Origin of the sequence: Lentzea sp. NEAU-D7, from assembly GCF_026242055.1 — a bacterium.
GTDB lineage: Bacteria > Actinomycetota > Actinomycetes > Mycobacteriales > Pseudonocardiaceae > Lentzea.
Map to the genome: position 1 here is coordinate 90389 of NZ_JAPJDL010000006.1, position 21216 is coordinate 111604.

Sequence of the window (21216 nt, forward strand, 5' to 3'; positions counted from 1 at the left end):
ATGAAGAAGCTGTTCCTCGCCCTGCTGCTGGTGGCGCTCGCCGCGCCACCGGCCCAGGCGGCCACCCAGAAGCGAACCGTCGTCTACTACCAGACCCAGTACAGCAACGGCGCGACCGGCACGTACGTCTCGCCCAAGCCCCTGGTGGACCGCAACACCGGCGTCACGGACGTCCTCGTCGCCGCCATCCACCTCAACGACAACAAGATCGTCCACCTCAACGACCACCCGCCGTCGCACTCGCGGTACACCCAGATGTGGCAGGACCTCGCCGCGATGCAGGCCCGCGGCGTCAACGTGATCGGCATGGTCGGCGGCGCGGCGCCGGGCTCGTTCCAGCGGCTCGACACCCGGTTCTCCGAGTACTACCCGTTGCTGCGCGACACGATCCGCACCTACAGGCTCAACGGCGTCGACCTCGACGTCGAGGAGCGGATGTCGATCGCGGGCATCCGGCGGGTGATCGACCAGCTCAAGGCCGACTTCGGCGCGAACTTCATCGTCACGCTCTCGCCGGTGGCGAGCGCGCTGTGGGGCGGCGGCAACCTCTCGGGCTTCAACTACGAGGACCTGTACCGCAGCCACGGCTCGAAGATCGCGTGGTTCAACGGCCAGTTCTACAACGGCTGGGGCAACGCGGGCAGCACCGCGCACTACGACCAGATCATCAACCGGCGGGTGGTCCCGGCGGACAAGGTCGTGCTCGGCACCCTCACCAGCACGGCCAACGGCGGGTCCGGCTACGTGAGCACGACGACGCTGAAGAACACCGTCACGAGTCTCAAGACCAAGTACGCGAACTTCGGCGGTGTGGCGGGCTGGGAGTACTTCAACTCGCTGCCCGGCGGCACCGCGGAGCCGTGGCGGTGGGCGGCGGACGTGACGGCCTGGCAGAAGTAGGCCGTACGGCGTAATTCGGGTGGGGTGTGCAACGAGCACCCCACCCGTCGCGATTAAGGGGCCGGGGTACCTCCGGCCACTGGAGGCACGGGGGTTCTGGGGACTTGGGGGGAATTTCGCATGCCTTCTGCAAGATCGCTGGCGGTCGCGGCCGCCGTGCTGCTGGGGGTGCTGGTGCCGGGTGTGGCACAAGCGGCACCACCGTCCAACGACGACTTCGACTCCGCCACGGTCGTCGGCTCACTGCCGTACGCCGTCGAGCAGGACACGACGGAGTCGACCAAGGCGTCCGACGACCCGGCCGGCTGCCGCGGGTACTCGGTGCCGGGCTCGGCCTGGTTCCGCTACACCGCGACCGAGGACGGCCTGCTGCGGCTGAAGACCGAGGGCAGTGACCGCGATCTGAACGTCGCCACCTTCACCGGTGAGCGCGGCGACCTCGACCCCGTCTGGAACGCGTTCTACGACGGCTGCACGACCCAGCGGAGCACGCCGCTCACGTTCCCGGCGAAGGCCGGCACCACCTACCACTTCATGGTGAGCGGCACGAGCTCGGCGGGCGGCCAGGTGAAGCTCGCGCTGGACAGGATCTCCCGCCTGCCCAACGACGATCTCGCCGGAGCCGAGCAGGTGACGGCGCTGCCGTTCAGCGCGCCGCAGCCGGACTACACCCGCGCCTCCCGTGAGCCGAACGAGCCGGTGGCCTCCACGTGCTCCGGTTCTGGCGCGCCCTCCGTCTGGTACGCCTACACCCCCACGCGGAACCACTCGGTGCTGATGCACGTCGAGGGGTGGGGTTCCGGCCCGCTGGTGACCGTTTACGAGGGCACCTCGATCAACGACCTGACCTTCCTCGGTTGCGAAGGCCCTCAGCACTACAACGGCAAGTCGGTCGCGGTCACGGCCGGCAAGACCTACTACTTCCAGTGGGCCGGCGGCGGGTACTACAGCTACCCCTCCACGCTCGAGCTGACCGAGTCGGAGCCGTTCCAGACGAGCGTCTACACCGGCTACTCCCACGAGCGGTCGATCTTCGAGGACGTCGGCTTCTCACTGGACCACACGAACGACTACGACGACCCCGTCACGACCGAGTGGGACTTCGGTGACGGCACGACCGCGCCGCCCAGCGCGGAGAACCACCAGGCGCACCGTTACGCCGCGGACGGCGTCTACACGGTGACCGTGCGCTCGAAGGCCTCGGACGGCCGCACGGCGACGGACACGACCGTCGTCACGGTGAAGACGCACGACGTCGGCATCTCCAAGTTCACCGTGCCGACCAGCGCACGGGTGGGCGAGCAGAAGCAGATCTCGGTCCACGTGTCGAACACCCGCCACCTGGAGAAGGTGAAGACCACCGTCTACCGGAACAACGGCAACGGCTGGCAGGAGGTCGGGACGCTCACGATCGACGTGCCGGCGCACCCGACCCGCCTGGTGAAGTTCCCGTTCGCCCACACCTTCACCCCGCAGGACGCGGTGACCGGCAAGGTCTCGTTCCGCGCGGTCGTCGAGCCGCAGCTCGAGTACCCGGTGCGCGACGCCGTTCCGTCCGACAACGAGGTCATCACGACCGCGACGACCGTCAGGCCGGCGCTGCTGTCCGCCGCCGCCGTCGCGAACTGATCCGGGGGAGATCATGAGACTGTCCAAGAGGATTCTCGCGTCCGCGTTCGCCGCGGCCGTGTTCGCGACGTTCGCGCCCGTGGTGGCGCTGGCCGCTGCCGCGGGCGACGACTTCGACAGCGCGACCGACGTCACCGCGCTGCCGTTCCAGTCGGCGGTCGACACGACCGGCGCCACCAAGGCGGCCGACGACCCCAACGCGTGCAACCACTGGGGTGAGGCGTCGGTCTGGTTGCGCTACACCGCACCCGCCGACGGCCTCGTCCGGCTGCGGGCCGAGTCCACGCGGTTCGGGCCGTTCTTCGGCGTGTTCACCGGCCAGCGCGGTGCGCTCGCGCCGGTGCCGGGTGCCTGCGACTCCAACAGCCCGCACGACACCATCTTCTCCGTCCAGGCGGGGGTGACGTACCACGTCATGCTCGTCGAGTACTACTCGTGGTACGCGGGCCCGGTCAACGTGTCCCTGACCCCCGTCGCCCCTTCACCGAACGACGACCGCGCGGCGGCGGCGCCCGTGGAGATCTCCGAACGGCACGAGGGCGACCTGCGGCGCGCGTCGGCGGAGCCGGGTGAGCCGGCGGCGAGCTGCGACGCCGGTGCCACGCAGTCGGTCTGGTACCGCTACACGCCGGCGCAGGCGAAGTTCGTGCGGGTGCAGGCCGACCGCGCGGCGGTGAGCGTGTACCGCGCCTCCGACCTGTCCGAAGTGGACTGCGAACCGTCCGGCAGCGGCAATTACCAGGACAACGTCTTCTCGGCGGTGCCGGGCGAGTCGTACCTGGTCCGGGTGGCGGACTCACCGGCGTACGCGGGGCCGTTCTCCGCGGAGTTCGGCGAGGCCCCTCCGCTGAGCCCCGGTGTGTCCTCGTACCCCAGCAACCCGTCGGTGTTCACCGAGCTCACGATGGAGCCCTACTCCGGTGTGCAGCGGCCGCTCGTCAGCGGAACCGTGCAGTTCGGTGACGGCGGCTCGGCGCAGATCGTGCCCGGTCAGCCGATCAAGCACCGGTACGCGGCCGACGGCCAGTACACGGTCACGGTGACCGGCTCGACGAAGGACGGCCGCACCGGCACCGGGACGCGGACGCTGAAGGTCGACACGCACGACGTCGCGGTGACCGCGTTCACCGTCCCGGCCTCGGCACGGGCGGGCCAGACCAAGCAGTTCAAGGTGAGCGTGGCCAACACCCGGCAGGACGAGACCGTCCGCGTGACGCTCTACAAGGTCGGCGCCGCGGGCAGCGGTTACGACCTGGAGATCGGCCACACCACGCAGTGGGTCCCGGCGTCCGCGTCCGGGGTGTCCGACTTCCCGTTCGCCTACACCTACTCGGCGGAGGACGCCGTGAAGGGCTCGGTGGAGTTCCGGGTGCAGGCCACCCTGCCCGAACGCGCCTGGGACGCGGAGGCAAGGCCGGAGGACAACCAGGCACGTGCGAAGACGACCAGCGTGCGCAAGGCGGCGGGCACCAGCGCCGTGATCGACTAGTCGAAGCGGAAGGTGGCTGTCTCGAGGTTGTCGAGCATCCACTGACGCCGCACGAGCGGTGCGCCGGTCTCCCTGCGCAGCAGGGGAAGCCGGCGCACCATCTCCTCGAGCAGCACCCGTTTCTCCAGCCGCGCGAGCCCGGCACCCAGGCAGTGGTGCGGCCCGTGGCCGAAACTCATGATCCGAGTCCTGCGCCGGATGTCGAACGTGTCCGGGTCGGCGTAGCGCGCGGGGTCGCGGTTGGCCGCGCTGAGCCATCCGCTCACCCACTGCCCCGCCCTGATCTCCTGGCCGCCGATCGTGACGTCGCGCAGCACCAGCCTGCGCGGGGCCGGGAAGACCGGGTACCAGCGCATGGTCTCCTCGATCGCCCCCGGAATCAGCGACGGGTCCGCGCGCAGCTCCTCCCAGCAGCCGAACTCGGTCAGGAACAGCACGGCGTTCGGGATCGTCGCGGCGGTCGTGTCGACGCCGGCGCCGAGCAGCATCGCGCAGTAGCCGATGAGGTCCCAGTCCGACATCGGCCTGCCGTCGACGAGGTAGCCGGTGGCCTGCACGGCGAGCAGCTCGGCGATCAGCCCGTCCCCCGGCTCCGCGCGCTGGCGGTCCAGTTCGGCGGCGAAGAACTCGGCCATCTCGGCCTGCCGCGGCACGGTGTTGGTCGTGACGGAGTCCTGGTACCACTGCTCCAGCCACTCGGTCATCCGCTGCTCCGCGCTGAGGTCGAGACCGAGCAGGTGGCAGATCACCCTGGTCGGCAAGGGTTTGCCGACGCTCGGGACCACGTCGAAACCGCCGGGGTCGAGCCCGTCGACGAGCTCGGTGGCGATGGCGCGGATCTGCGTCTCGAGCCGGGACATCACCCTGGGGCTGAACGGGTCGGCGACCGCGGCCCGCAGGTCGCGATGGCGCCGCCCGTCCGCGGCCCACATGCCGCTCAGCACGGGGTTGGCGAGCGGCCTGGTCTCGTCGGTGAGGCCGTAGCCGGACGAGAAGCACTCCTCGTCGGAGAGCACGCGCTGGACGTCGCCGAGGCTGAAGACGTGCCAGGTGTCGAGTGCCTCGTCGAAGTGGACCTCGGTGGTGGGATCGAAGAACTTCGCAGGTCGCGTGGGCAGGTGGGCGACAGTCATGCCCTCGATCGTGACCCCTTACGCCCACCGCCGGGATCCGCTGATCCGGCTACCGCGGGTACGGCGTAAGGGGTCTCACGGCGCGACCTTAGGTGATCGTCCGATGTGAGGGGCCACCCCTCAGCAGCAATCTCACTCTCGTCGGAGAACGAACTGAGGAGTGAGTCGGATGGAATGGACGCCCGAAGCGATCAAGGCGGAGATGGACTACCGGCAGGAGGCCCTGCGCGAGGACGCCCGCCGGGCGCGGGAGTACTACCGCCACGGCGGGAAGCAGCGGTCGTGGTGGCACCGCGTGACACATCGCCACGAGCCTGAGGGTCCCGCCGGACAACAGGCCGCGTGATGCCGGGGGTGGTCGCAGGGGGTGTGGTTCCTCTCGTCCAGGAACCACACCCCCTGCGGCCCGTGCTCTGACTAGGCCTTGGGCAGCCAGGCCTTGACCTTGTCGGCGTTGGCCTCCACCCACTTCTTGGCGGCGTCCTCGGGCTTCATCTTGTCCTCGGCGATGTACTTCGCCACGGTGTTCTGGTCCTCGTTGGTCCACTTGAAGTTCTTGACCAGCTGGGCGGCCGGGCCGCCCGCGTCGGCGAACTTCTTCGACACGATCTTGTCGAGGTCGTAGTCGGGGTAGTCGCAGGCGATCTTCTCGGCGTCGGCGTCACAGCCCGGCGTGTACGCGGGCAGCTTCACCTTCTCCAGCTTGACCTCGTTGAGCAGCCACTGCGGCGAGTAGAAGTAGCCGAGCACCCACTTCTTGTCCTTCTCCGCCTGGCGGAAGGCCTGGATCAGCGCGGTCTCGCTGCCGCCGTAGACGACCTTGTAGTTGAGGTTCAGGTTCTTCACCAGAGCCTCGTCGTTGGTCACGAACGACGGGTCGCCGTCGAGCAGCTGGCCCTTGTCGCCGGACTCCGAGGTCTTGAACTTGTCGGCGTACTTGTTGAGGTTGTTCCAGTCGAGGATGTCGGGGTGCTCCTTGGCGAGCCACGGCGGCACGTACCAGCCGATCTGCCCCTTCACGCCCGTGGACCCCGCGCTGACGGCGGTCTTCTGCTCGTCGATGTACTTCTTGCGCAGGTCGTCGTGGCCCCAGTTCTCCACGACGGCGTCGACCTCACCGGTGCCGAAGCCCTGCCAGGCCACCTCTTCCTTGAGCTCCTTCTTGGTGACCTTGCACTTGAGTTCCTTCTCGGCCACGTACGCGAGCACGGCCGCGTTCGCCTCGTAACCGACCCACGGGTTGATCGCGAGGTTGAACGTGCCGCAGTCGCCGGTCGCACCCGAGGAGGTGTCACCGACCTTGGCGCCACCGCAACCAGCCAGCACCACGAGCGCGACGAGCCCGGCGCTCACAGTTCCCAGCACGCTGTGCCTAGCCACTTTCCAGACCTCCTAGTTGGTCCACCGCTTGGCGGCCGCCTGGGTGAGGCGGTCGAGCATCACGCCCAGCACGACGATCGCGACACCGGCCGCGAGCCCCTTGCCGTACAACTGGCCCTGGGAGAACCCGGCCACCACGTCGTAGCCGAGCGCGCCGGCGCCGACGAGTCCGCCGACGACGACCATCGAGAGCACGTAGATCAGGCCCTGGTTGGCGGCGAGGGTGAGCGCGCCGCGCGCCATGGGCAGCTGCACCTTCACGATCGTCTGCCACGAGCTCGACCCCAGCGCCGTGGACGCCTCGACGGTCGCGGGCGAGACCGCGCGGACGCCGTCCGCGATGATCTTGATGGCCACCGGCGCCGCGAACACCACGGCCGCGATGATCGCGGTGAAGCGCGAGGCGGAGAACAACGCCAGGAAGGGCACCAGGTAGACGAAGGCGGGCATCACCTGCGCGGCGTCGAGGACCGGCCGGATGAGCCGGTCGGCGCGCCTGCTCCGTCCCATCCAGACGCCCACGACGACACCCAGGACCATCACCATGATCGTGGCGACCAGCGTGGACGCCAGCGTGATCATCGAGTCCTGCCAGAGGCCGGTCGCGATCAGCAGGCCGACGCACACGGCGGAGACGATCGCGGACCGCACACCGCCGACCATGAACGACAGCGCGACGATCACCAGTGCCACCAGGAACCACGGCGACTCGGCCAGCAACGCCTGCAGCGGGTTGATCAGCGCGAGCGTGACGAAGTCCTTGAAGCCGTCCGTGATCACCGGCAGCGAGTCCTGCGCCCACTCCGTCACGGCGGTCGCGCCCCGGCGGATCGCGCTGCCGATCTCCACGTCCGACTGGAACTCGGCGGCCCACAGGTAGGTGTAGGAGAGGTAGACGCAGACGCCGGTGACGCCGAGGCCGCCGAACAGCGCCCAGCGCGGGAGCCGGCGGCGCTCGCTCGCGGCGGCGGTCGTCACGCGGTCCAGCACGATCGCCAGCACCACGATCGCGAGTCCGGCGTTGAACGCCGTGCCGACGTCGAGGGTCTGCAACGCCTTCACGACGGTCTTGCCGAGGCCCGGCGCATCGATCAGCGCGGCGATCGTGACCATGGCCAGCGCAGCCATGATCGTCTGGTTGACACCGAGCACGATGGTCTTGCGGGCGGACGGCAGCAGCACCTTCACCAGCGTCTGCTTCCACGTCGCGCCGAGGGACTCGCTCGCCTCGACGGTGTTGCGCGGCACCGATCGGATGGCGTGCGCGGTGATCCGGATCGCGGGCGGTGCCGCGTAGATCAGCGTCGCGATCGTGGCCGAGGCAGGACCGATCAGGAAGAACAGCGTCAGCGGCGCCAGGTAGACGAACGTGGGCATCGTCTGCATGAAGTCGAGCACCGGCGTCAGGACCCGGTTGGCCCGATCGGACAGTCCCGCCCAGATTCCCAGCGGGATGCCGGCGAGCAGCGAGATCACGACCGCGGCGAGCGTCAGGGAGAGGGTGTCCATGCTCTCCTGCCACAAGCCCTGCAGGCCGAGGAACACGAAACCCGCGACGGCGAGCAGTGCGACCCGCCAGCCGGCCACCGCGAGGCTGACGAAGCCGGCGATGGCGACCACGCCGAGCCAGCCGATCACCGGCACGGGCCGGCCGAACGACGGCTGCGCGATCAGGGCCTGGATGAAGGTCACGAACTCGTCGATGACGAGGCGGATCTCGTTGAAGAAGTACAGGAACACCGGGTTGGAGTTCCTGGACGCGCCGACGGCGTCGTTGACGTCGTTGATCCACCGGTGCAGCGGGGTGAGGTCGGCGGCGCCGAGCGCGAGCGTCCCGACGTTGCGGAACACCAGCCACAGCGCCAGCCAGGCCAGCACGATGCCGGCGAAGATCAGCGACTTCCGGTGCTGGAACAGACGGGGCAGCTGCCGGGGAGCGGCGACGGCGACCATGTCACGCCTCCCCGGCCACGACCCCGAGGATCTCCTCGTCCGCGACCACACCGAGCAACTCGCCGTCCCGCACGACCTTCACCGGCTTGTCCGCGCTCAGCACGCTGCGGACGGCCTCCCGCACAACGGTTTCCGGTGACAGCTCGGGACCGTCGAGCTCGTCGTCGGGGCGCGGCGGGCGCATGATCCACTTCAAGGTCAGCACGTGCGACTTCGGCACGTCCTTCACGAAGTCGCGCACGTAGTCGTCCGCGGGGGCGCCGACCAGCTCGTCACCGGTGCCGACCTGCACGACCTGGCCGTCGCGCATGATCAGGATGCGGTCGCCCAGCTTGAGCGCCTCGCTCAGGTCGTGGGTGATGAAGACCATCGTCTTGCCGACCTCGCGGTGCAGCCTGATGACCTCGGACTGCATGTCGCGCCGGATCAGCGGGTCGAGCGCGGAGAAGGGCTCGTCGAAGAACAGCACGTCGGGGTCACCGGCGAGTGCGCGGGCGAGACCGACGCGTTGTTGCATACCGCCCGAAAGCTGATCCGGATAGGACTTCTCGTAACCGGACAGCCCGACGAGGTCAATGACCTCCTGCGACCGTTCCCCACGTTTCGCGCGCGGTACTCCGCGTATTTCCAGGCCGTAACCGACGTTGTCGGCGACGGTCCGGTGCGGAAGCAGACCGAAGTGCTGGAACACCATGGAGAACTTGTTCCTGCGCAGGTCGCGCAGGCGCTTGGCGTCCGCTTCGAGAATGTTCTCGCCTTCGAACATGATCGTGCCCGCGGTCGGTTCCACCAGCCGCGTGAGACACCGGACCAGTGTGGACTTGCCCGAACCGGACAGTCCCATGACCACGAACATCTCACCGGGAGCGACGTCGAAGTCGACTCCCCGCACGGCGGCGACGGAACCTGTGCGTTCCATCAACTCGTGCCGCGACAACGCTTTCAGCTCGTCCGAGGCCACCAGCTTAGACGCGTTGGGGCCAAACACCTTCCACAGGTCCCTGACCGAAATCACGGGATCCACGCCAAACCACTCCGACCTGTTGCGGACTGCGCACACCGTTTCTCGATGCGCGACAGCATCGACCTTCGCACGGATACGGTCAAGGGCCGATACAAATCAGATCCTTTATGGACAACCAATCATCCCATGACTTGACTCTGTCTGATCGATGGGGAAAAGCTGAACTGAGCGGTCTCCTGCATCGCTCTTCCCCCCGACGAGGAGCTGTTCGTGCAAGCCCCCAGAATCGCTCTGGCAATGACGTTCGTGTTGACGGTTGCCGGTTGTGGCGGTGGATCAACGGCATCACCGCGCTCCAGTTCTGCCGCACCGACCGAACCCTGCGACTCCATCACGATCGCGGTCAACCCGTGGGTCGGCTACGAGGCGAACGCCGCCGTGGTCGGCTACCTCGCCGAGAAGCGGCTCGGCTGCAAGGTGACGAAGAAGGAAGTTGACGAGCAGACCGCCTGGCAGGGCCTCGATTCAGGCGAGATCGACGTGATCCTGGAGAACTGGGGTCACGAGGACCTCAAGCAGAAGTACATCGAGGAGAAGCGCTCCGCCGTGCGGGTGGGCCCGTCCGGCAACAAGGGCGTGATCGGCTGGTACGTGCCCCCGTGGATGAAGAAGGAGTTCCCGGACATCACGAACTGGCAGAACCTCAACAAGTACGCCGAGAAGTTCAAGACCGCGCAGTCGGACGGCAAGGGCCAGGTGCTCGACGGCGACCCGTCGTTCGTGACCAACGACGAGGCTCTGGTGAAGAACCTGAACCTCAACTACAAGGTCGTCTACGCGGGCAGCGAGGAGTCGCTGATCAAGGCGTTCCGCCAGGCGCAGGAGAAGAAGACGCCGCTCATCGGCTACTTCTTCGAGCCGCAGTGGCTGCACCTCGACATCGAGCTGGTCAAGGTCGACCTGCCCGAGTACACGGCGGGCTGCGACGCCGACCCGGCCAAGGTCGCGTGCGACTACCCGCGCTACGAGCTCGACAAGATCGCCTCCAAGAAGTTCGTGGACAAGGGCGGCCCCGCGGCCAGGCTCGTGCAGAACTTCCAGTGGAGCAACGACGAGCAGGACACGGTCGCGTCGTTCATCGCGAAGTACAAGATGTCGCCCGACGAGGCGGCGAAGCGTTGGGTCGAGGCGAACCCGGACCGCGTCGAGGACTGGCTGACGAAGGCCAAGCCGTAACTATCGGCCTCAGTTCCGGCCGCGGGACCACCACTTCTCGTCGGGCCCGGAGATGTCCTCGACGCTGAGCCTGCGGACGGATCCGGCGCGCTTGAGCCGGGCCACCAGCTGGTCCTCCCGTTGCGCGAGCCGGCGGTAGATCTCCACCGCGGAGGTCTCCCGCCGGCCCTGGCGTCTCTCCACGGTGCGCCAGTTGCCGAGGAACTCGAGCGTCAGGTCGGCGACGGCCTGACCGGCGTGCGCGGTCAGCGTGTCCGCGGGCGAGGCGAACCGTCCCGCGTGGAACGCCAGGTTCCTGGTGACGTAGAGCCACTCCAGCAGCGCGGCGGTGGTGTCCTCCTGTTCGCGCAGCCAGCTCGCCAGGACCTTCGAGTCGGCGAGCCTGGCGCGCCAGAGCTCCGTGAGGTCCTGCACCAGGCCACCCTCGCTCTCGGCGAGCGCCGTGATGGCCTTCTGGGCGGCGTCGAGCCCCGCGTCCGGGCGGGTGTGGCCGATGAGCACCTCCAGCCAGGCGTCCACCGACTTCAGGTGGTGCTTCACGCCGGTGGTCGGCACGTGCGCGTCGAGCGGTCCGCGCAGGTCCGTGTCGTGGTTGGTGACCACGACGTGCAGGCTGACTAGGTGCTGCCGCAGCATCTGCAGCGCACAGGCCTTGGCCAGCCACGCGATCTTGCCCGGATCGAGGCCGGTGGCCTCCAGCGCACTCCACGCGAGCCCGGCGCTGGCCATCGGCGCGTCGACCTGCCGCGCCAGGTTCGCCACCCGCATCGCGCTGCGCAGCTCCGCCGGCCAGTAGGCGGTGAGCGGGTAGGCGTTGCCGACCGTGCGCTGGTGCTCGGTACCGCGCGTGACCCGTCCGCCCGGCTCGCTGACCTGCCAGACCGGCGCGATGTGCAGCTCGGTGAGCCGCTCCCCCGCCGCGTACTGGTCGAGCACCTCGCTCAGGATCCGGCGGCCCCTCAGCGCGGCCGTGTGCACGTCCGCCGCCTCGACCGGTACCCGCACCAGCACCGACGACCCGTTGACGGCCTCCTTCAGGAAGTCGTCCCTGGGCAACCTGTTGCGGTGCAGCGGCTCCTGCCGCGCCTGGGGCAGGAGCTCGTCGAGGTGCCGCAGCACTCGCGCACCCCGCACCACGAGCGCGACGACGTGCTTGCGCTCCTTCGGCCAGAACACCTCACCGAGGTCACCGGGCTTCTTGAGCCACCGCAGCAGGTCCGTGCGGAGCTGCCTGCCGTCCCGGCCGTGCATCGCCACGACGACCGCGACCTCGGCGATCATCCTGGCGCGCAGCGGAAGTTCCACTCCGTTCCACAGTGGAGTGATCCATCCCTGGACGGCCTTCTCGAGCGCTTCGGGGTCGAGCTTCGCGGCGGCCGCGGCCGTCACGGCGGGATCGAGCCGCTGCCCGTCCGCCGCGATGGCCGCGTCGACGCCCAGCAGGACCCTGCGCGCCTCGGCGAGCTTCCTGGCACCACCGTGGACGTAGGCGGGCCTCGCCGCATCCATGCACGCCAGCGACGTGGTGACGATGCGGCGCAACAGGTTCCACCGCGGCTGGTCTTCCGCCGCGTGGCTCTCCAACGCCGTCCGGGCGCGGGTGACGGCGAGAACGGCGCTGTTCAGGCCCGCGACGTGCTCACCGAGGTGCGCGTCGGGGTCGAGCGCACGCAGCACACCCTGCAGCAACGCCCGCTGCCCGCGACCGAGCCCGGCGTCGTCGAAGGCCTGCCGCAGCCGGGCGTCGAGGTACTGGTAGCGCACGTGACGCACCATAGAGGTCATGGACAACCGGAAAGCGGTCTTCGCGGGCATCGACGGCCAGGCACTGGCGGGCCGCCTCGAACTGCCCGAAGGGGACGTCGTGGCCACCGCCGTGTTCGCGCACTGCTTCACCTGCGGCAAGGACTCGGTGGCCGCCAGCCGGATCTCCCGCCGCCTGGCCGAACGCGGCGTGGCGGTGCTGCGGTTCGACTTCACCGGCCTCGGCCAGTCCGACGGCGACTTCGCCAACACCACGTTCACGTCCAACGTCGACGACCTCGTCTGTGCCGCACGTCACCTGCGCGACACCATCGGGGCCCCGAGCGTCCTCATCGGACACTCGCTGGGCGGCGCCGCCGTGCTGGCCGCCGCACACCAGGTCCCTGAGGTGAAGGCCGTCGTGACCATCGGCGCGCCCTACGACACCTCGCACGTCGAGCACCTGCTCGGCTCGTCCAAGGACGAGATCGAGACCCACGGCGTGGCCGAGGTGCGGCTGGCCGGCCGCCCGTTCCGGATCAGCAACGGCTTCCTGCTCGACATCAACCAGCAGAACCAGACCGCGTGCATCTCAGGGCTGGACCGGGCACTGCTCGTCATGCACTCGCCGCAGGACGACACGGTCGGCATCGACAACGCGAGACTCGTCTTCGACTCGGCGCGCCACCCCAAGTCGTTCATCTCACTCGACGGCGCCGACCACCTGCTGACCGACCGCGCGGACGCCGCGTACGTGGCGGAGGTGCTCGCCGCCTGGGCCGGCCGCTACCTGGCCTGAACGCGAAAACCCGCAGCGACCGAGTCGCTGCGGGTTTTCGGCAACCGTCGGGGCGACAGGATTTGAACCTGCGACCCCCCGCTCCCAAAGCGGGTGCGCTACCAAACTGCGCCACGCCCCGGTTGCACCCAGCTTACCGCCACCCGCTAAGCTATTGATCGCAGCCCCACGGGGTGGCAATGCGGGCGTAGCTCAATGGTAGAGCCCTAGTCTTCCAAACTAGCTACGCGGGTTCGATTCCCGTCGCCCGCTCGCGACCGAGGTCGGCCTATGTCTGCGGAGAGCGCAGACCCAGGTCGGCCTCTCGTCTTTTCTCCGGGGGCCGAGCCCCCGAGCCCCACGCCGGGGGCCCACCCCTGGACCCCCATCAGGAGTCCGATGGGCGGGGCTCCGTGAGCCAGGTCACGCCGAAGCGATGGCGATCTGCCTGCGGCGGTGCGTCGGGCGGTCGATCTCGTCCACCAGGGCCAGCGCGAAGTCCTCGTAGGTCAGTTCGTCGGCCGGATCGACCGCGCCCACCCGGTACCGGCCGGTGGACGTGCCGCCGAAGTTGCCCGCAGGGCTCATCACCAGCCAGTCGGCGTCCGAGGCGGCCAGCACCTCGACGCCCGCCGCGTGCCCCAGGCAGAACGGCCTGTGCTCGGCGGGGAAGTCCGGGGAGTCGATCACGCGCACGCCCGGTGCGGTCTCCAGCAGGGTGTAGATGCCGACCACGATGATGCGCCCGGCACCGGAGGCGACCAGGGCTCGGGCCGCCTCGGTGTAGAACTCCGCCGGGTCCCGGGAGAGGTCCGCCACCGCGCTCACCGCCACGTCGTGGCCCGCCGCCACCTCCGCCGCCGCCTGCACGCCGGGGTCTCGCCCGATCCTGGTCAGCTCGTGGCCGCGGGCCTGCGCCACGTCCGCGATCCGGCGTCCCGCCTTGCCGGACGCTCCGAAAACAACGATCTTCGCCATGAGCGCGAAGGTAGGGTGCGGACAGCCGGTTTCCGCAACGATATCGGGGGTGAGCAGGTGCGATGCACGCACGACCTGCCGTACCAGATCGGTGACAAGTGGACCGCCCACGTCTTGCGCGGGTTGCAGGGCGGGCGCCGGCGGTTCGGCGAGTTGCGGGCCGGAATGCCCCGGGTGACGCCCAAGGTGCTCGCCGAGACGTTGCGGGCGATGGAGCGCGAAGGCACGGTTTCGCGCGAGGCGTTCGCGGAAAACCCGCCGCGGGTCGAGTACGAGCTGACGGAGCAGGGGCGCAGGGTGCTCGGACTGCTCGACCTGTGTTGTGACTGGGCCCGAGAGAACCTGGTGGAGACGTGAGGCTCGAACAGATCGTGCTCGACAGCAACGACCCGGGCCGGCTCGTGCGGTTCTGGGCGGAACTGCTCGGCGGTGAGCCGGTGGAGCGCGAGCACGGGTGGGCGCACGTCGAGCCGCCCGGTGGCGTGCGGATGTCGTTCCAGCCGGTGCCGGAGCGCAAGGACGTGAAGAACCGGTTCCACCTCGACTTCGAGGTCGAGGACATCGAGGCGGCGGTCGTGAAGGCGGTGAGCCTCGGCGCCACCCGCGAAGGTGTCGTGCACACCGACGAGAAGGGCAGCTTCCAGGTCATGCGCGACCCGGAGGGCAACGAGTTCTGCTTCGTGCGCTGAGCAATACGATGCCGTCGTGACCGACTGCCTGTTCTGCCGCATCGTCGCGGGCGAGATCCCGGCGACCGTCGTGACGGAGACCGACACGACGCTCGCGTTCCGCGACATCGACCCCAAGGCGCCCACGCACGTCCTGGTGATCCCCAAGGAGCACCACACGGCGATCGGCGACGTCGATCCGGCGCTCGCGGGCCAGATCCTCGCCACCGCGTACCAGGTCGCGAAGGCCGAGGGGGTCGACGAGTCCGGCTACCGCCTCGTCTTCAACACCGGCCGGGACGGCGGCCAGACCGTCTTCCACGTGCACTGCCACGTCCTCGGCGGACGCGGCCTCACGTGGCCCCCGGGATAACCATCTCGCGCACGAACGCCGCGTCGACCGGGTCACCGTGGCCCGGCACGACGATCCGCGGGTCGAGCTCCAGCAGCAGGTCGAGGACGTGGCGCCAGTTCGCCGGCGTCGCGTCCGGGCCCGCCTGAGCGGGAGCGCCCTGCTCCACCAGGTCGCCCGCGAACACGACGCCCGCGTCCGGCACGTGCGCGACCACGTCGTGCGAGGTGTGCGCGGGGCCGAAGTGGTGCAGGTCGACCCGGCGGCCTCCGACGTCCAGCGTGACGGTGTCGCGGAACGTGTGCGTGGGCGCGACGAGCGTGCCCTCGAACGGTTCGTCGTAGTACTCGGCTCGGTCTTCGAGCAGCGACTCGTCCACCACGCAGCCCTCGTGCGCCCACACCTCGCACGGCAGGAACGCCTCGGTGGCCAGCACGTGGTCGAAGTGGTTGTGCGTCAACACGATCCGCGACGGCCTGATCTCGCGCGCCAGAGCGACGTCCATGCCGGAGTCGACGAGCAGGGAGTCGCCCCGCCCGGTGACGAGACCGAGCGTGAGGTCGAGCTCGGTGTGCCTGCGGACGAAGATCCCGTCCGCGATCTCGATCACCGCAGCACCCCGTCGACCAGCACGGGAGCCGCGGTGCTGACGTTGATCCGCACCGCGAGGTCGACGTCGGCGGCGTGGCCGTTCTCGACCAGCTCCCGTCCCGACCCGCAGCCCCTCACCGCGGCCGGGACGTCGGTGGTCCGGAACGCGGTCGCCGCGAGCCTGGCCTCCGGCGAGGCCTTCCCCGTCAGCGCGGCCAGCACCGCCCCGGCGCCCAGGTAGTCCTCGACGCACGGCCGCAACGGCCCGAACTCGCGCGGCCCCGAGTTGAGGATGTCGAGCCCCCACCGTTCGCCGCCGGGGATCACCCCGATGGTCTTCCCCAGCTCCTGCGCCCGCCTGGCCACCGCCGTGGCGTTGCGCAGACAGGCCGCGAGCACGTGGGCGCCGGTCTCGGCGGCGAGGAAGCACAGGTTCGAGCCGTTCGGCGACGGCAGCTCGACCAGTCCGGTCTCCTCGACGAGTGACGCTGGTCGCAGCGTCCTTCCCGATTCGGGCTTCCACCGCGACGGGCGCACCCGGCCGCCGTTGCCCACCACCAGGTCGACCGACGTCGTGAACGACAGCACGTCGACGATGACCAGCACGTCGCAGTCCCGCAGGGCGCCGACGCCCTCGGGCCCCCATTCCAGCCTCAGCTGGTACCCCTCCTGGCTGAACACACCCACCAGCGTGTCAGACTCCTTGACGTGCGCGTTTATCTGGCAGCAGACCACGCTGGCTTCGAGCTGAAGTCCCACCTGTCCAAGGCTCTCACCGAGCAGGGCTACGAGATCGTCGACGTCGGCGCCCACGAGTACGACGCGCTGGACGACTACGTGTCGTTCTGCGTCGACGCGGCCGAGAAGGTCGTCGCCGACCCCGGCAGCCTCGGCGTCGTGATCGGTGGTTCGGGCAACGGCGAGCAGATCGCCGCGAACAAGGTGAAGGGCGCCCGCGCCGCACTGGCGTGGAACGTCGACACCGCGCAGCTCGCCCGCCAGCACAACGACGCCCTGCTGGTCGGCATCGGCGCCCGCCAGCACACCGCCGAGGAGGCGACCGAGATCGTGTCGGCGTTCCTCAAGACGCCGTTCTCGGGCGAGCCGCGCCACCAGCGCCGGATCGACCAGGTCAGCGCCTACGAAGACCGTGCCTGAGGGCCACACGCTGCACCGCCTCGCGCGGCTGCACCAGCGCCGGTACGCGGGCAGGCCCGTGTCCGTCACCAGTCCGCAGGGACGCTTCTCGGCGTCCCTTGTGGACGGACGCACGCTCGTTCGCGCCGAGGCGCACGGGAAGCACCTGTTCCACGTCTACGGCCCGGACGCGATCGTGCACGTCCACCTCGGCCTCTACGGGACGTTCACCGAGTCGCCGCTGCCGGTCCTGCTGCCCGTCGGCCAGGTCCGCATGCGGATGGTCGGCGAGACCCACTGGACGGACCTGCGCGGCCCCACCGCGTGCGAGGTGCTGAACAAGGCCGAGGTCAAGGCGATCCGCGACCGGCTCGGGCCCGACCCGTTGCGCCGTGACGCCGACCCGGACCGCGCCTACGAGCGGATCATCCGGTCGAAGCAGTCGCTGGCGGTGCTGCTGATGGACCAGAGCGTCCTCGCGGGCGTCGGCAACGTCTACCGCGCCGAGGTGCTGTTCCGGCACAACGTGAACCCGTTGCTGGTCGGCAACAAGGTCAGCCGCGAGCTGTGGGACGCCATCTGGGCGGATCTCGTCGTGCTGATGAAGGACGGCGTGAAGGTCGGCCAGATCAACACCGTCCGCGCCGAGCACATGCCCCGTGCCATGGGTCGCGCGCCACGCGTGGATCGGCACGGCGGTGAGGTGTACGTCTACCGCCGTGCCGGGGAGCCGTGCCTGGTCTGCGGCACCGAGGTCCTGACCACCGAACTGGCGGCGCGCAACCTCTTCTGGTGCCCTGCCTGTCAGCCCTAGAAGTCGAACCCGCCGCCCATGTCGCCGAAGTCGAAGCCGCCGGTGTCGCCCATGTCGGCGGCACCGCCCACGTCTCCCATTCCGGCGTCGCCCATGCCCATGTCGCCCATGCCGTAGTCGCCGACACCGTGCATGCCGGAGAACATGGCGTCCATCAGCAGGAACGTGCCGACGCCCCACGCACCGGCCACGAGCGCGGGCTTCCACCACGGCTCGGAGTACCAGCCGCGAGGCACCGGGCGTCCGGCGACCATGCCACCGGGGTAGTAGTAGGGCGTGCCCGAACCGGAGTGCGGCGACGCGGCGTACTGGTGGCCCTCGACGGCGACCTGCCGGTCCTCGCTGACGGCACCCGCCTGCTTCTGGGCCGCGCTCTCGGGCAGTGCGGGGCCGGGGTCCATGCCCATCGCCTCCCGCGCCGCGCGCACGTAGTGCAGGCCCTCCATCGCGGTCTCGGTGACCAGCCTGGCCTGCGGGATCGTGCGCGCCTGCTCCATCTGGGAGCCGGCGGCGGTGAAGCGCTCGGACGCGTCCGCCATCGCCTGCGTCGAGGCGGCGTTGGTGCCGGTGAGGCTCATCACCTGCCCGCCCAGCCGCTCGACCCAGCGGCGGGCCTCCGCCTTGGCGTCGTCGAGCTCCCGCGCCTTGCGCGCGTTGCTCTGGCTGACCAGGTAGAACACGCCTGCGACCAGCAGTACCAGCACTACGACCCACACGATGGTGCCCACGGCTTTACCTCCCACACCAGGTAAACCGTCAACGAGCAATGACCGCCGTGAGTTCCGTCAGAACACCTCGGGGCAGTGCGGCTCCATCACACCGAGGAACGCCATCGTCAGCGCGTCCACGTGTCCGGGCGTGTGCTCGACCACGCGGTGTGCCCGCCTGAGCACGGAAAGCCGCACGCCGCCGAGGAAGGCGCTGCCGAGCGCGGCGACGTCCAGCGACACGTCGGCCGGGTCCTCGGTGCGCGTCACCGTCGCTTCGCCGCCCTTGACCGTGAAGCGCCAGCGGCCGGAGTTCCACGGGCAGAACGAGTCCTCGACCTCCAGCACACTGTCCACATCGGACGAGTAAGTGCGCAGCGGCAGCGCGCGGTCGACGTCGACGAGGCGCACCCACAACGCGTCTCCGGCCTCGCGCCGCACCTTCCGCGGGTTGTCGACCATGTGCAGGATCGGGTCGTCCCAGGCGGTGTAGAAGGAGATCTCCGCCGCGAGGTCCATGTCCAGCAGGAACCGGTAGAGGTCGGCATAGGCCTGTTCGGTCGTGCAGACGAGCTCGCGCACGTGCAGTTCGCTGGCCGGTCCGCTCGCATCGCCGTTCCCCTTGACCCGGAACACCACATAGCCCTCGGGATGCAGGCAGTAGCGGTAGGAGGTGAGCCCGTCGCGGTCGACCTCGCGGTCCGCGAGCTGCACGTCCCAGGTGTGTTCGACGCGGCTCAGCCAGCCCACCCGCGTGGTCCGCACCTGCTCGTGGAACTCACGCATGACGGGCAGCGCTTCTTCTCGCGTCACCTGACGGATCCGTGCGTCGCTGACGTGCACACCAGGGTGGAACGCCATACGCGTGGGCATCCTGAGCATGGCGATGCTCGTCGCGTACTCGCCGTAGCCGTACCTGCGGTAGATGGAGCCTTCCGAGGCCCACAGCATCGCGAGCGCCTCACCGCTCTCGTGCATGCCGTGCAGTTGCGTCTTCATCAGCAACGACGCCACGCCACGACGCCGATGGCCCGGTTTCACCGACACCACGGTCACCGCGCCCGCCGGCGCCTGACGACCACCCGGAACGGTGATCTCGCGGGTCAGGATCCCGCTGGTGCCGATCAGCTCGTCACCGTCGAACACCGCGTGCGCCCGGTCCCGTTCGAGGACCTTGAGCCACTTGCTGTCCTCCCCCAGGTGGTCGCCGAGGAACGCCCAGGCCATCACCCGCTGGAAGTCGGGGAGGTCGGATTCGTCGATGGTCCGGATGCTCAGCGCCGAGTCAGCCATGCCAGCAGTGATACGCGGGTGCGGCCCGACTCGCAGCTCAATTACCGCTGGACCGACTTGACCTCGCAGAACTCGTCCAGCCCGAACCGGCCGAACTCGCGCCCGTTGCCCGACTGCCGGTACCCGCCGAACGGCGCGCTCGTGTTGAACGCGGCGGCGTTGATGTCGACCTGCCCGGTGCGCAGCCGCCTGGCGACCCTGAGAGCGCGGTCGGTGTCCGCCGAGAACACGGCACCCGCCAGCCCGTAGATGGTGGAGTTCGCGATCCGCACCGCGTCGTCCTCGTCGGCGTACGGCATGACCGACAGCACCGGCCCGAAGATCTCCTCCTGCGCGATCGTCATCTCCGGCGTCACACCGCCGAACACCGTCGGCGCGACGTAGAAGCCCTGCGGCAGCGGCGCTTCGGGCCCACCGGCGGCCAGCGTCGCACCTTCCTCGACACCCTTGCGGATGTACCCGACGACCCGGTCGCGCTGCGCCTTCGACACCGCAGGCCCGATCCGCGTGGACGGCTCGGCCGGGTCCGCGGGCGTGTACTTCTTCGCGGCCTGCGCGGCCAGCTCGACGGCCTCGTCGTGACGCTCGGCGGGCACCAGCAACCGCGTCCACGCGCTGCAGGCCTGACCGTTGTTCATGAACGAGTTCGCGACCGCGATCTTCACCGCCCGCCCGAGGTCGGCGTCGTCGAGCACGACGCACGCGGACTTGCCACCGAGCTCGAGCGCGACCCGCTTCACCGTCTCCGAGGCCACCGCGGAGACCCGCCGCCCGGCCTTCGTGGAGCCGGTGAACGACACCATGTCCACGTCCGGATGCGCGGCCAGCGCCTCACCGACCACCGCCCCGGTGCCGTGCACCAGCTGGAACACCCCCGCCGGAGTGGCCGCCGCGACGATCTCGGCGAGCAGGTCGGCGGTGCGCGGCGCGAGCTCGCTCGGCTTGAGCACCACGGTGTTGCCGGCCGCGAGCGCCGGCACGACCTTCGCGACCATCTGCTGCAGAGGGAAGTTCCACGGCGTGATGGCCGCGACCACCCCGACCGGCTCGCGGAAGACCAGCGAGTTGCCGATCTCCTCGGGCTCGAAGTACCCGCCCTCCAGCACGGCGGCGACCCCCTCCGCGATGGCGACGGGGTTCGCGACCTGCACCTTCTGACTGAAGGTGAGGGGCGTCCCCATCTCCCGGGTCATGGCCGCCGCGAGCTCACCGGCCCGCTCCTTCAGCCCGTCGATGATCGCCCGGACCGCCTTGGCCCGCTCGTCCACCGAGGTCTCCGCCCACGAGGGGAAGGCTTCCACCGCCGCGGCCACGGCCGCGTCGACGTCGGCCGGCGTGCCCTCGGCGAGCGTGCCGATGACTTCCTCGGTGGCGGGGTTGACGACCTCGATCACGAGAGCCCTCCAGGCGGATGTGACACCACTGCGCTGACAACGCCTCAGCCTGTCACATCCGGCTGCGGCGGTCACGT

At 69.5% G+C, this 21216-nt stretch carries 22 protein-coding genes and 2 tRNA genes; 12 read left to right on the forward strand and 12 right to left on the reverse strand.

Features of this window, described 5'->3' with window-relative positions; all coding sequences use genetic code 11:
- The 3 genes from ORI60_RS14565 (at nt 1) to ORI60_RS14575 (ending at nt 4018) form a co-directional block, all read left to right on the forward strand.
- The gene (locus ORI60_RS14565) at nt 1-900 is read left to right on the forward strand and encodes a glycosyl hydrolase family 18 protein (RefSeq protein WP_266037738.1); all 900 of its coding nucleotides are present in this window, start codon (nt 1-3) and stop codon (nt 898-900) included.
- A 120-nt stretch (nt 901-1020) separates the two neighbouring features.
- Complete coding sequence (locus tag ORI60_RS14570) at nt 1021-2529, forward strand: PKD domain-containing protein (protein WP_266037739.1); 1509 nt, start codon at nt 1021-1023, stop codon at nt 2527-2529.
- 13 nt (nt 2530-2542) lie between these two features.
- The gene (locus ORI60_RS14575) at nt 2543-4018 is read left to right on the forward strand and encodes a PKD domain-containing protein (RefSeq protein WP_266037740.1); all 1476 of its coding nucleotides are present in this window, start codon (nt 2543-2545) and stop codon (nt 4016-4018) included.
- Here ORI60_RS14575 and ORI60_RS14580 read toward each other — a convergent pair.
- On the reverse strand, nt 4015-5151 hold the full coding sequence (locus ORI60_RS14580; RefSeq protein WP_266037741.1) for a cytochrome P450: 1137 nt from the start codon (nt 5149-5151) through the stop codon (nt 4015-4017). The genes ORI60_RS14575 and ORI60_RS14580 overlap by 4 nt on opposite strands.
- Before the next feature lie 169 nt (nt 5152-5320).
- On the opposite strand from ORI60_RS14580, the gene ORI60_RS14585 reads away from it, so the two are divergent.
- Entirely contained in the window at nt 5321-5497 is a 177-nt protein-coding gene (locus tag ORI60_RS14585) for a hypothetical protein (protein WP_266037742.1), read from the forward strand.
- 71 nt (nt 5498-5568) lie between these two features.
- On the opposite strand, the gene ORI60_RS14590 is transcribed toward ORI60_RS14585, so the two are convergent.
- From ORI60_RS14590 to ORI60_RS14600, 3 genes are read right to left on the reverse strand one after another with little or no spacing between them, the layout of a single operon-like run.
- Nucleotides 5569-6531 carry an ABC transporter substrate-binding protein gene (locus ORI60_RS14590; RefSeq protein ID WP_266037743.1) on the reverse strand — a complete coding sequence of 321 codons (963 nt, stop codon included), beginning with the start codon at nt 6529-6531 and terminating at the stop codon, nt 5569-5571.
- Between the two features lie 12 nt (nt 6532-6543).
- On the reverse strand, nt 6544-8484 hold the full coding sequence (locus ORI60_RS14595; RefSeq protein WP_266037744.1) for an ABC transporter permease subunit: 1941 nt from the start codon (nt 8482-8484) through the stop codon (nt 6544-6546).
- A 1-nt stretch (nt 8485) separates the two neighbouring features.
- Entirely contained in the window at nt 8486-9403 is a 918-nt protein-coding gene (locus ORI60_RS14600; protein ID WP_266037745.1) for a quaternary amine ABC transporter ATP-binding protein, read from the reverse strand.
- Between the two features lie 342 nt (nt 9404-9745).
- Here ORI60_RS14600 and ORI60_RS14605 point away from each other — a divergent pair, with 342 nt between their 5' ends.
- Nucleotides 9746-10684 carry an ABC transporter substrate-binding protein gene (locus ORI60_RS14605; RefSeq protein ID WP_266037746.1) on the forward strand — a complete coding sequence of 313 codons (939 nt, stop codon included), beginning with the start codon at nt 9746-9748 and terminating at the stop codon, nt 10682-10684.
- Nucleotides 10685-10693: 9 nt separating this feature from the next.
- On the opposite strand, the gene ORI60_RS14610 is transcribed toward ORI60_RS14605, so the two are convergent.
- Nucleotides 10694-12448, reverse strand: coding sequence for a hypothetical protein (locus tag ORI60_RS14610; RefSeq protein ID WP_266037747.1), 1755 nt, complete (start codon nt 12446-12448; stop codon nt 10694-10696).
- A gap of 19 nt (nt 12449-12467) precedes the next feature.
- Here ORI60_RS14610 and ORI60_RS14615 point away from each other — a divergent pair, with 19 nt between their 5' ends.
- Nucleotides 12468-13226, forward strand: a complete 759-nt coding sequence (locus tag ORI60_RS14615; RefSeq protein ID WP_266037748.1) for an alpha/beta hydrolase family protein — start codon at nt 12468-12470, stop codon at nt 13224-13226.
- Between the two features lie 47 nt (nt 13227-13273).
- Here ORI60_RS14615 and ORI60_RS14620 read toward each other — a convergent pair.
- A tRNA-Pro gene (locus ORI60_RS14620) sits at nt 13274-13347 on the reverse strand.
- 60 nt (nt 13348-13407) lie between these two features.
- On the opposite strand from ORI60_RS14620, the gene ORI60_RS14625 reads away from it, so the two are divergent.
- Nucleotides 13408-13478: transfer RNA gene (locus ORI60_RS14625), tRNA-Gly, on the forward strand.
- A 150-nt stretch (nt 13479-13628) separates the two neighbouring features.
- Here the strand turns inward: ORI60_RS14625 and ORI60_RS14630 are convergent.
- On the reverse strand, nt 13629-14183 hold the full coding sequence (locus ORI60_RS14630) for an NAD(P)-dependent oxidoreductase (RefSeq protein WP_266037749.1): 555 nt from the start codon (nt 14181-14183) through the stop codon (nt 13629-13631).
- A 57-nt stretch (nt 14184-14240) separates the two neighbouring features.
- Here ORI60_RS14630 and ORI60_RS14635 point away from each other — a divergent pair, with 57 nt between their 5' ends.
- From ORI60_RS14635 to ORI60_RS14645, 3 genes are read left to right on the forward strand one after another with little or no spacing between them, the layout of a single operon-like run.
- The gene (locus ORI60_RS14635) at nt 14241-14540 is read left to right on the forward strand and encodes a winged helix-turn-helix transcriptional regulator (RefSeq protein WP_266037750.1); all 300 of its coding nucleotides are present in this window, start codon (nt 14241-14243) and stop codon (nt 14538-14540) included.
- Nucleotides 14537-14872: a VOC family protein gene (locus ORI60_RS14640; protein WP_266037751.1), complete on the forward strand. Its 336-nt coding sequence runs from the start codon at nt 14537-14539 to the stop codon at nt 14870-14872. Before ORI60_RS14635 ends, ORI60_RS14640 begins: the two co-directional genes overlap by 4 nt.
- A gap of 16 nt (nt 14873-14888) precedes the next feature.
- Nucleotides 14889-15224: a histidine triad nucleotide-binding protein gene (locus ORI60_RS14645; RefSeq protein WP_266037753.1), complete on the forward strand. Its 336-nt coding sequence runs from the start codon at nt 14889-14891 to the stop codon at nt 15222-15224.
- Here the strand turns inward: ORI60_RS14645 and ORI60_RS14650 are convergent.
- Both ORI60_RS14650 and ORI60_RS14655 read right to left on the reverse strand, forming a co-directional pair.
- On the reverse strand, nt 15205-15813 hold the full coding sequence (locus ORI60_RS14650; RefSeq protein WP_266037755.1) for an MBL fold metallo-hydrolase: 609 nt from the start codon (nt 15811-15813) through the stop codon (nt 15205-15207). The two genes, ORI60_RS14645 and ORI60_RS14650, sit on opposite strands and share 20 nt — an antisense overlap.
- Nucleotides 15810-16481, reverse strand: a complete 672-nt coding sequence (locus tag ORI60_RS14655; protein WP_266037757.1) for a 2-phosphosulfolactate phosphatase — start codon at nt 16479-16481, stop codon at nt 15810-15812. Before ORI60_RS14655 ends, ORI60_RS14650 begins: the two co-directional genes overlap by 4 nt.
- A 21-nt stretch (nt 16482-16502) precedes the next feature.
- Between ORI60_RS14655 and ORI60_RS14660 the strand changes: the two genes are divergently transcribed.
- Together ORI60_RS14660 and ORI60_RS14665 are read left to right on the forward strand one after the other, a co-directional pair.
- A complete protein-coding gene (locus ORI60_RS14660) occupies nt 16503-16952 on the forward strand; it encodes a ribose-5-phosphate isomerase (protein ID WP_266037759.1) in 450 nt (149 codons plus the stop codon).
- Entirely contained in the window at nt 16945-17745 is an 801-nt protein-coding gene (locus tag ORI60_RS14665; RefSeq protein WP_266037760.1) for an Fpg/Nei family DNA glycosylase, read from the forward strand. Before ORI60_RS14660 ends, ORI60_RS14665 begins: the two co-directional genes overlap by 8 nt.
- Here the strand turns inward: ORI60_RS14665 and ORI60_RS14670 are convergent.
- Genes ORI60_RS14670 through ORI60_RS14680 form a run of 3 tightly spaced genes read right to left on the reverse strand, consistent with a single transcriptional unit; the run spans nt 17742 to nt 21139 of the window.
- The gene (locus ORI60_RS14670; protein WP_266037761.1) at nt 17742-18473 is read right to left on the reverse strand and encodes a hypothetical protein; all 732 of its coding nucleotides are present in this window, start codon (nt 18471-18473) and stop codon (nt 17742-17744) included. The genes ORI60_RS14665 and ORI60_RS14670 overlap by 4 nt on opposite strands.
- 57 nt (nt 18474-18530) lie before the next feature.
- Nucleotides 18531-19745, reverse strand: a complete 1215-nt coding sequence (locus tag ORI60_RS14675) for a GNAT family N-acetyltransferase (protein ID WP_266037762.1) — start codon at nt 19743-19745, stop codon at nt 18531-18533.
- A gap of 41 nt (nt 19746-19786) precedes the next feature.
- On the reverse strand, nt 19787-21139 hold the full coding sequence (locus ORI60_RS14680; RefSeq protein ID WP_266037763.1) for an aldehyde dehydrogenase family protein: 1353 nt from the start codon (nt 21137-21139) through the stop codon (nt 19787-19789).
- Nucleotides 21140-21216 lie beyond the last annotated feature (77 nt).

What these genes read in the sequence shown, in the direction of transcription:
- ORI60_RS14585 (WP_266037742.1), top strand. Translation starts at nt 5,321, where the DNA reads ATGGAATGGACGCCCGAAGCGATCAAGGCGGAGATGGACTACCGGCAG.
- ORI60_RS14600 (WP_266037745.1), bottom strand. Translation starts at nt 9,403, where the DNA reads ATGGAACGCACAGGTTCCGTCGCCGCCGTGCGGGGAGTCGACTTCGAC.
- ORI60_RS14570 (WP_266037739.1), top strand. Translation starts at nt 1,021, where the DNA reads ATGCCTTCTGCAAGATCGCTGGCGGTCGCGGCCGCCGTGCTGCTGGGG.
- ORI60_RS14605 (WP_266037746.1), top strand. Translation starts at nt 9,746, where the DNA reads ATGACGTTCGTGTTGACGGTTGCCGGTTGTGGCGGTGGATCAACGGCA.
- ORI60_RS14615 (WP_266037748.1), top strand. Translation starts at nt 12,468, where the DNA reads ATGGACAACCGGAAAGCGGTCTTCGCGGGCATCGACGGCCAGGCACTG.
- ORI60_RS14595 (WP_266037744.1), bottom strand. Translation starts at nt 8,484, where the DNA reads ATGGTCGCCGTCGCCGCTCCCCGGCAGCTGCCCCGTCTGTTCCAGCAC.
- ORI60_RS14675 (WP_266037762.1), bottom strand. Translation starts at nt 19,745, where the DNA reads ATGGCTGACTCGGCGCTGAGCATCCGGACCATCGACGAATCCGACCTC.
- ORI60_RS14580 (WP_266037741.1), bottom strand. Translation starts at nt 5,151, where the DNA reads ATGACTGTCGCCCACCTGCCCACGCGACCTGCGAAGTTCTTCGATCCC.
- ORI60_RS14630 (WP_266037749.1), bottom strand. Translation starts at nt 14,183, where the DNA reads ATGGCGAAGATCGTTGTTTTCGGAGCGTCCGGCAAGGCGGGACGCCGG.
- ORI60_RS14575 (WP_266037740.1), top strand. Translation starts at nt 2,543, where the DNA reads ATGAGACTGTCCAAGAGGATTCTCGCGTCCGCGTTCGCCGCGGCCGTG.
- ORI60_RS14565 (WP_266037738.1), top strand. Translation starts at nt 1, where the DNA reads ATGAAGAAGCTGTTCCTCGCCCTGCTGCTGGTGGCGCTCGCCGCGCCA.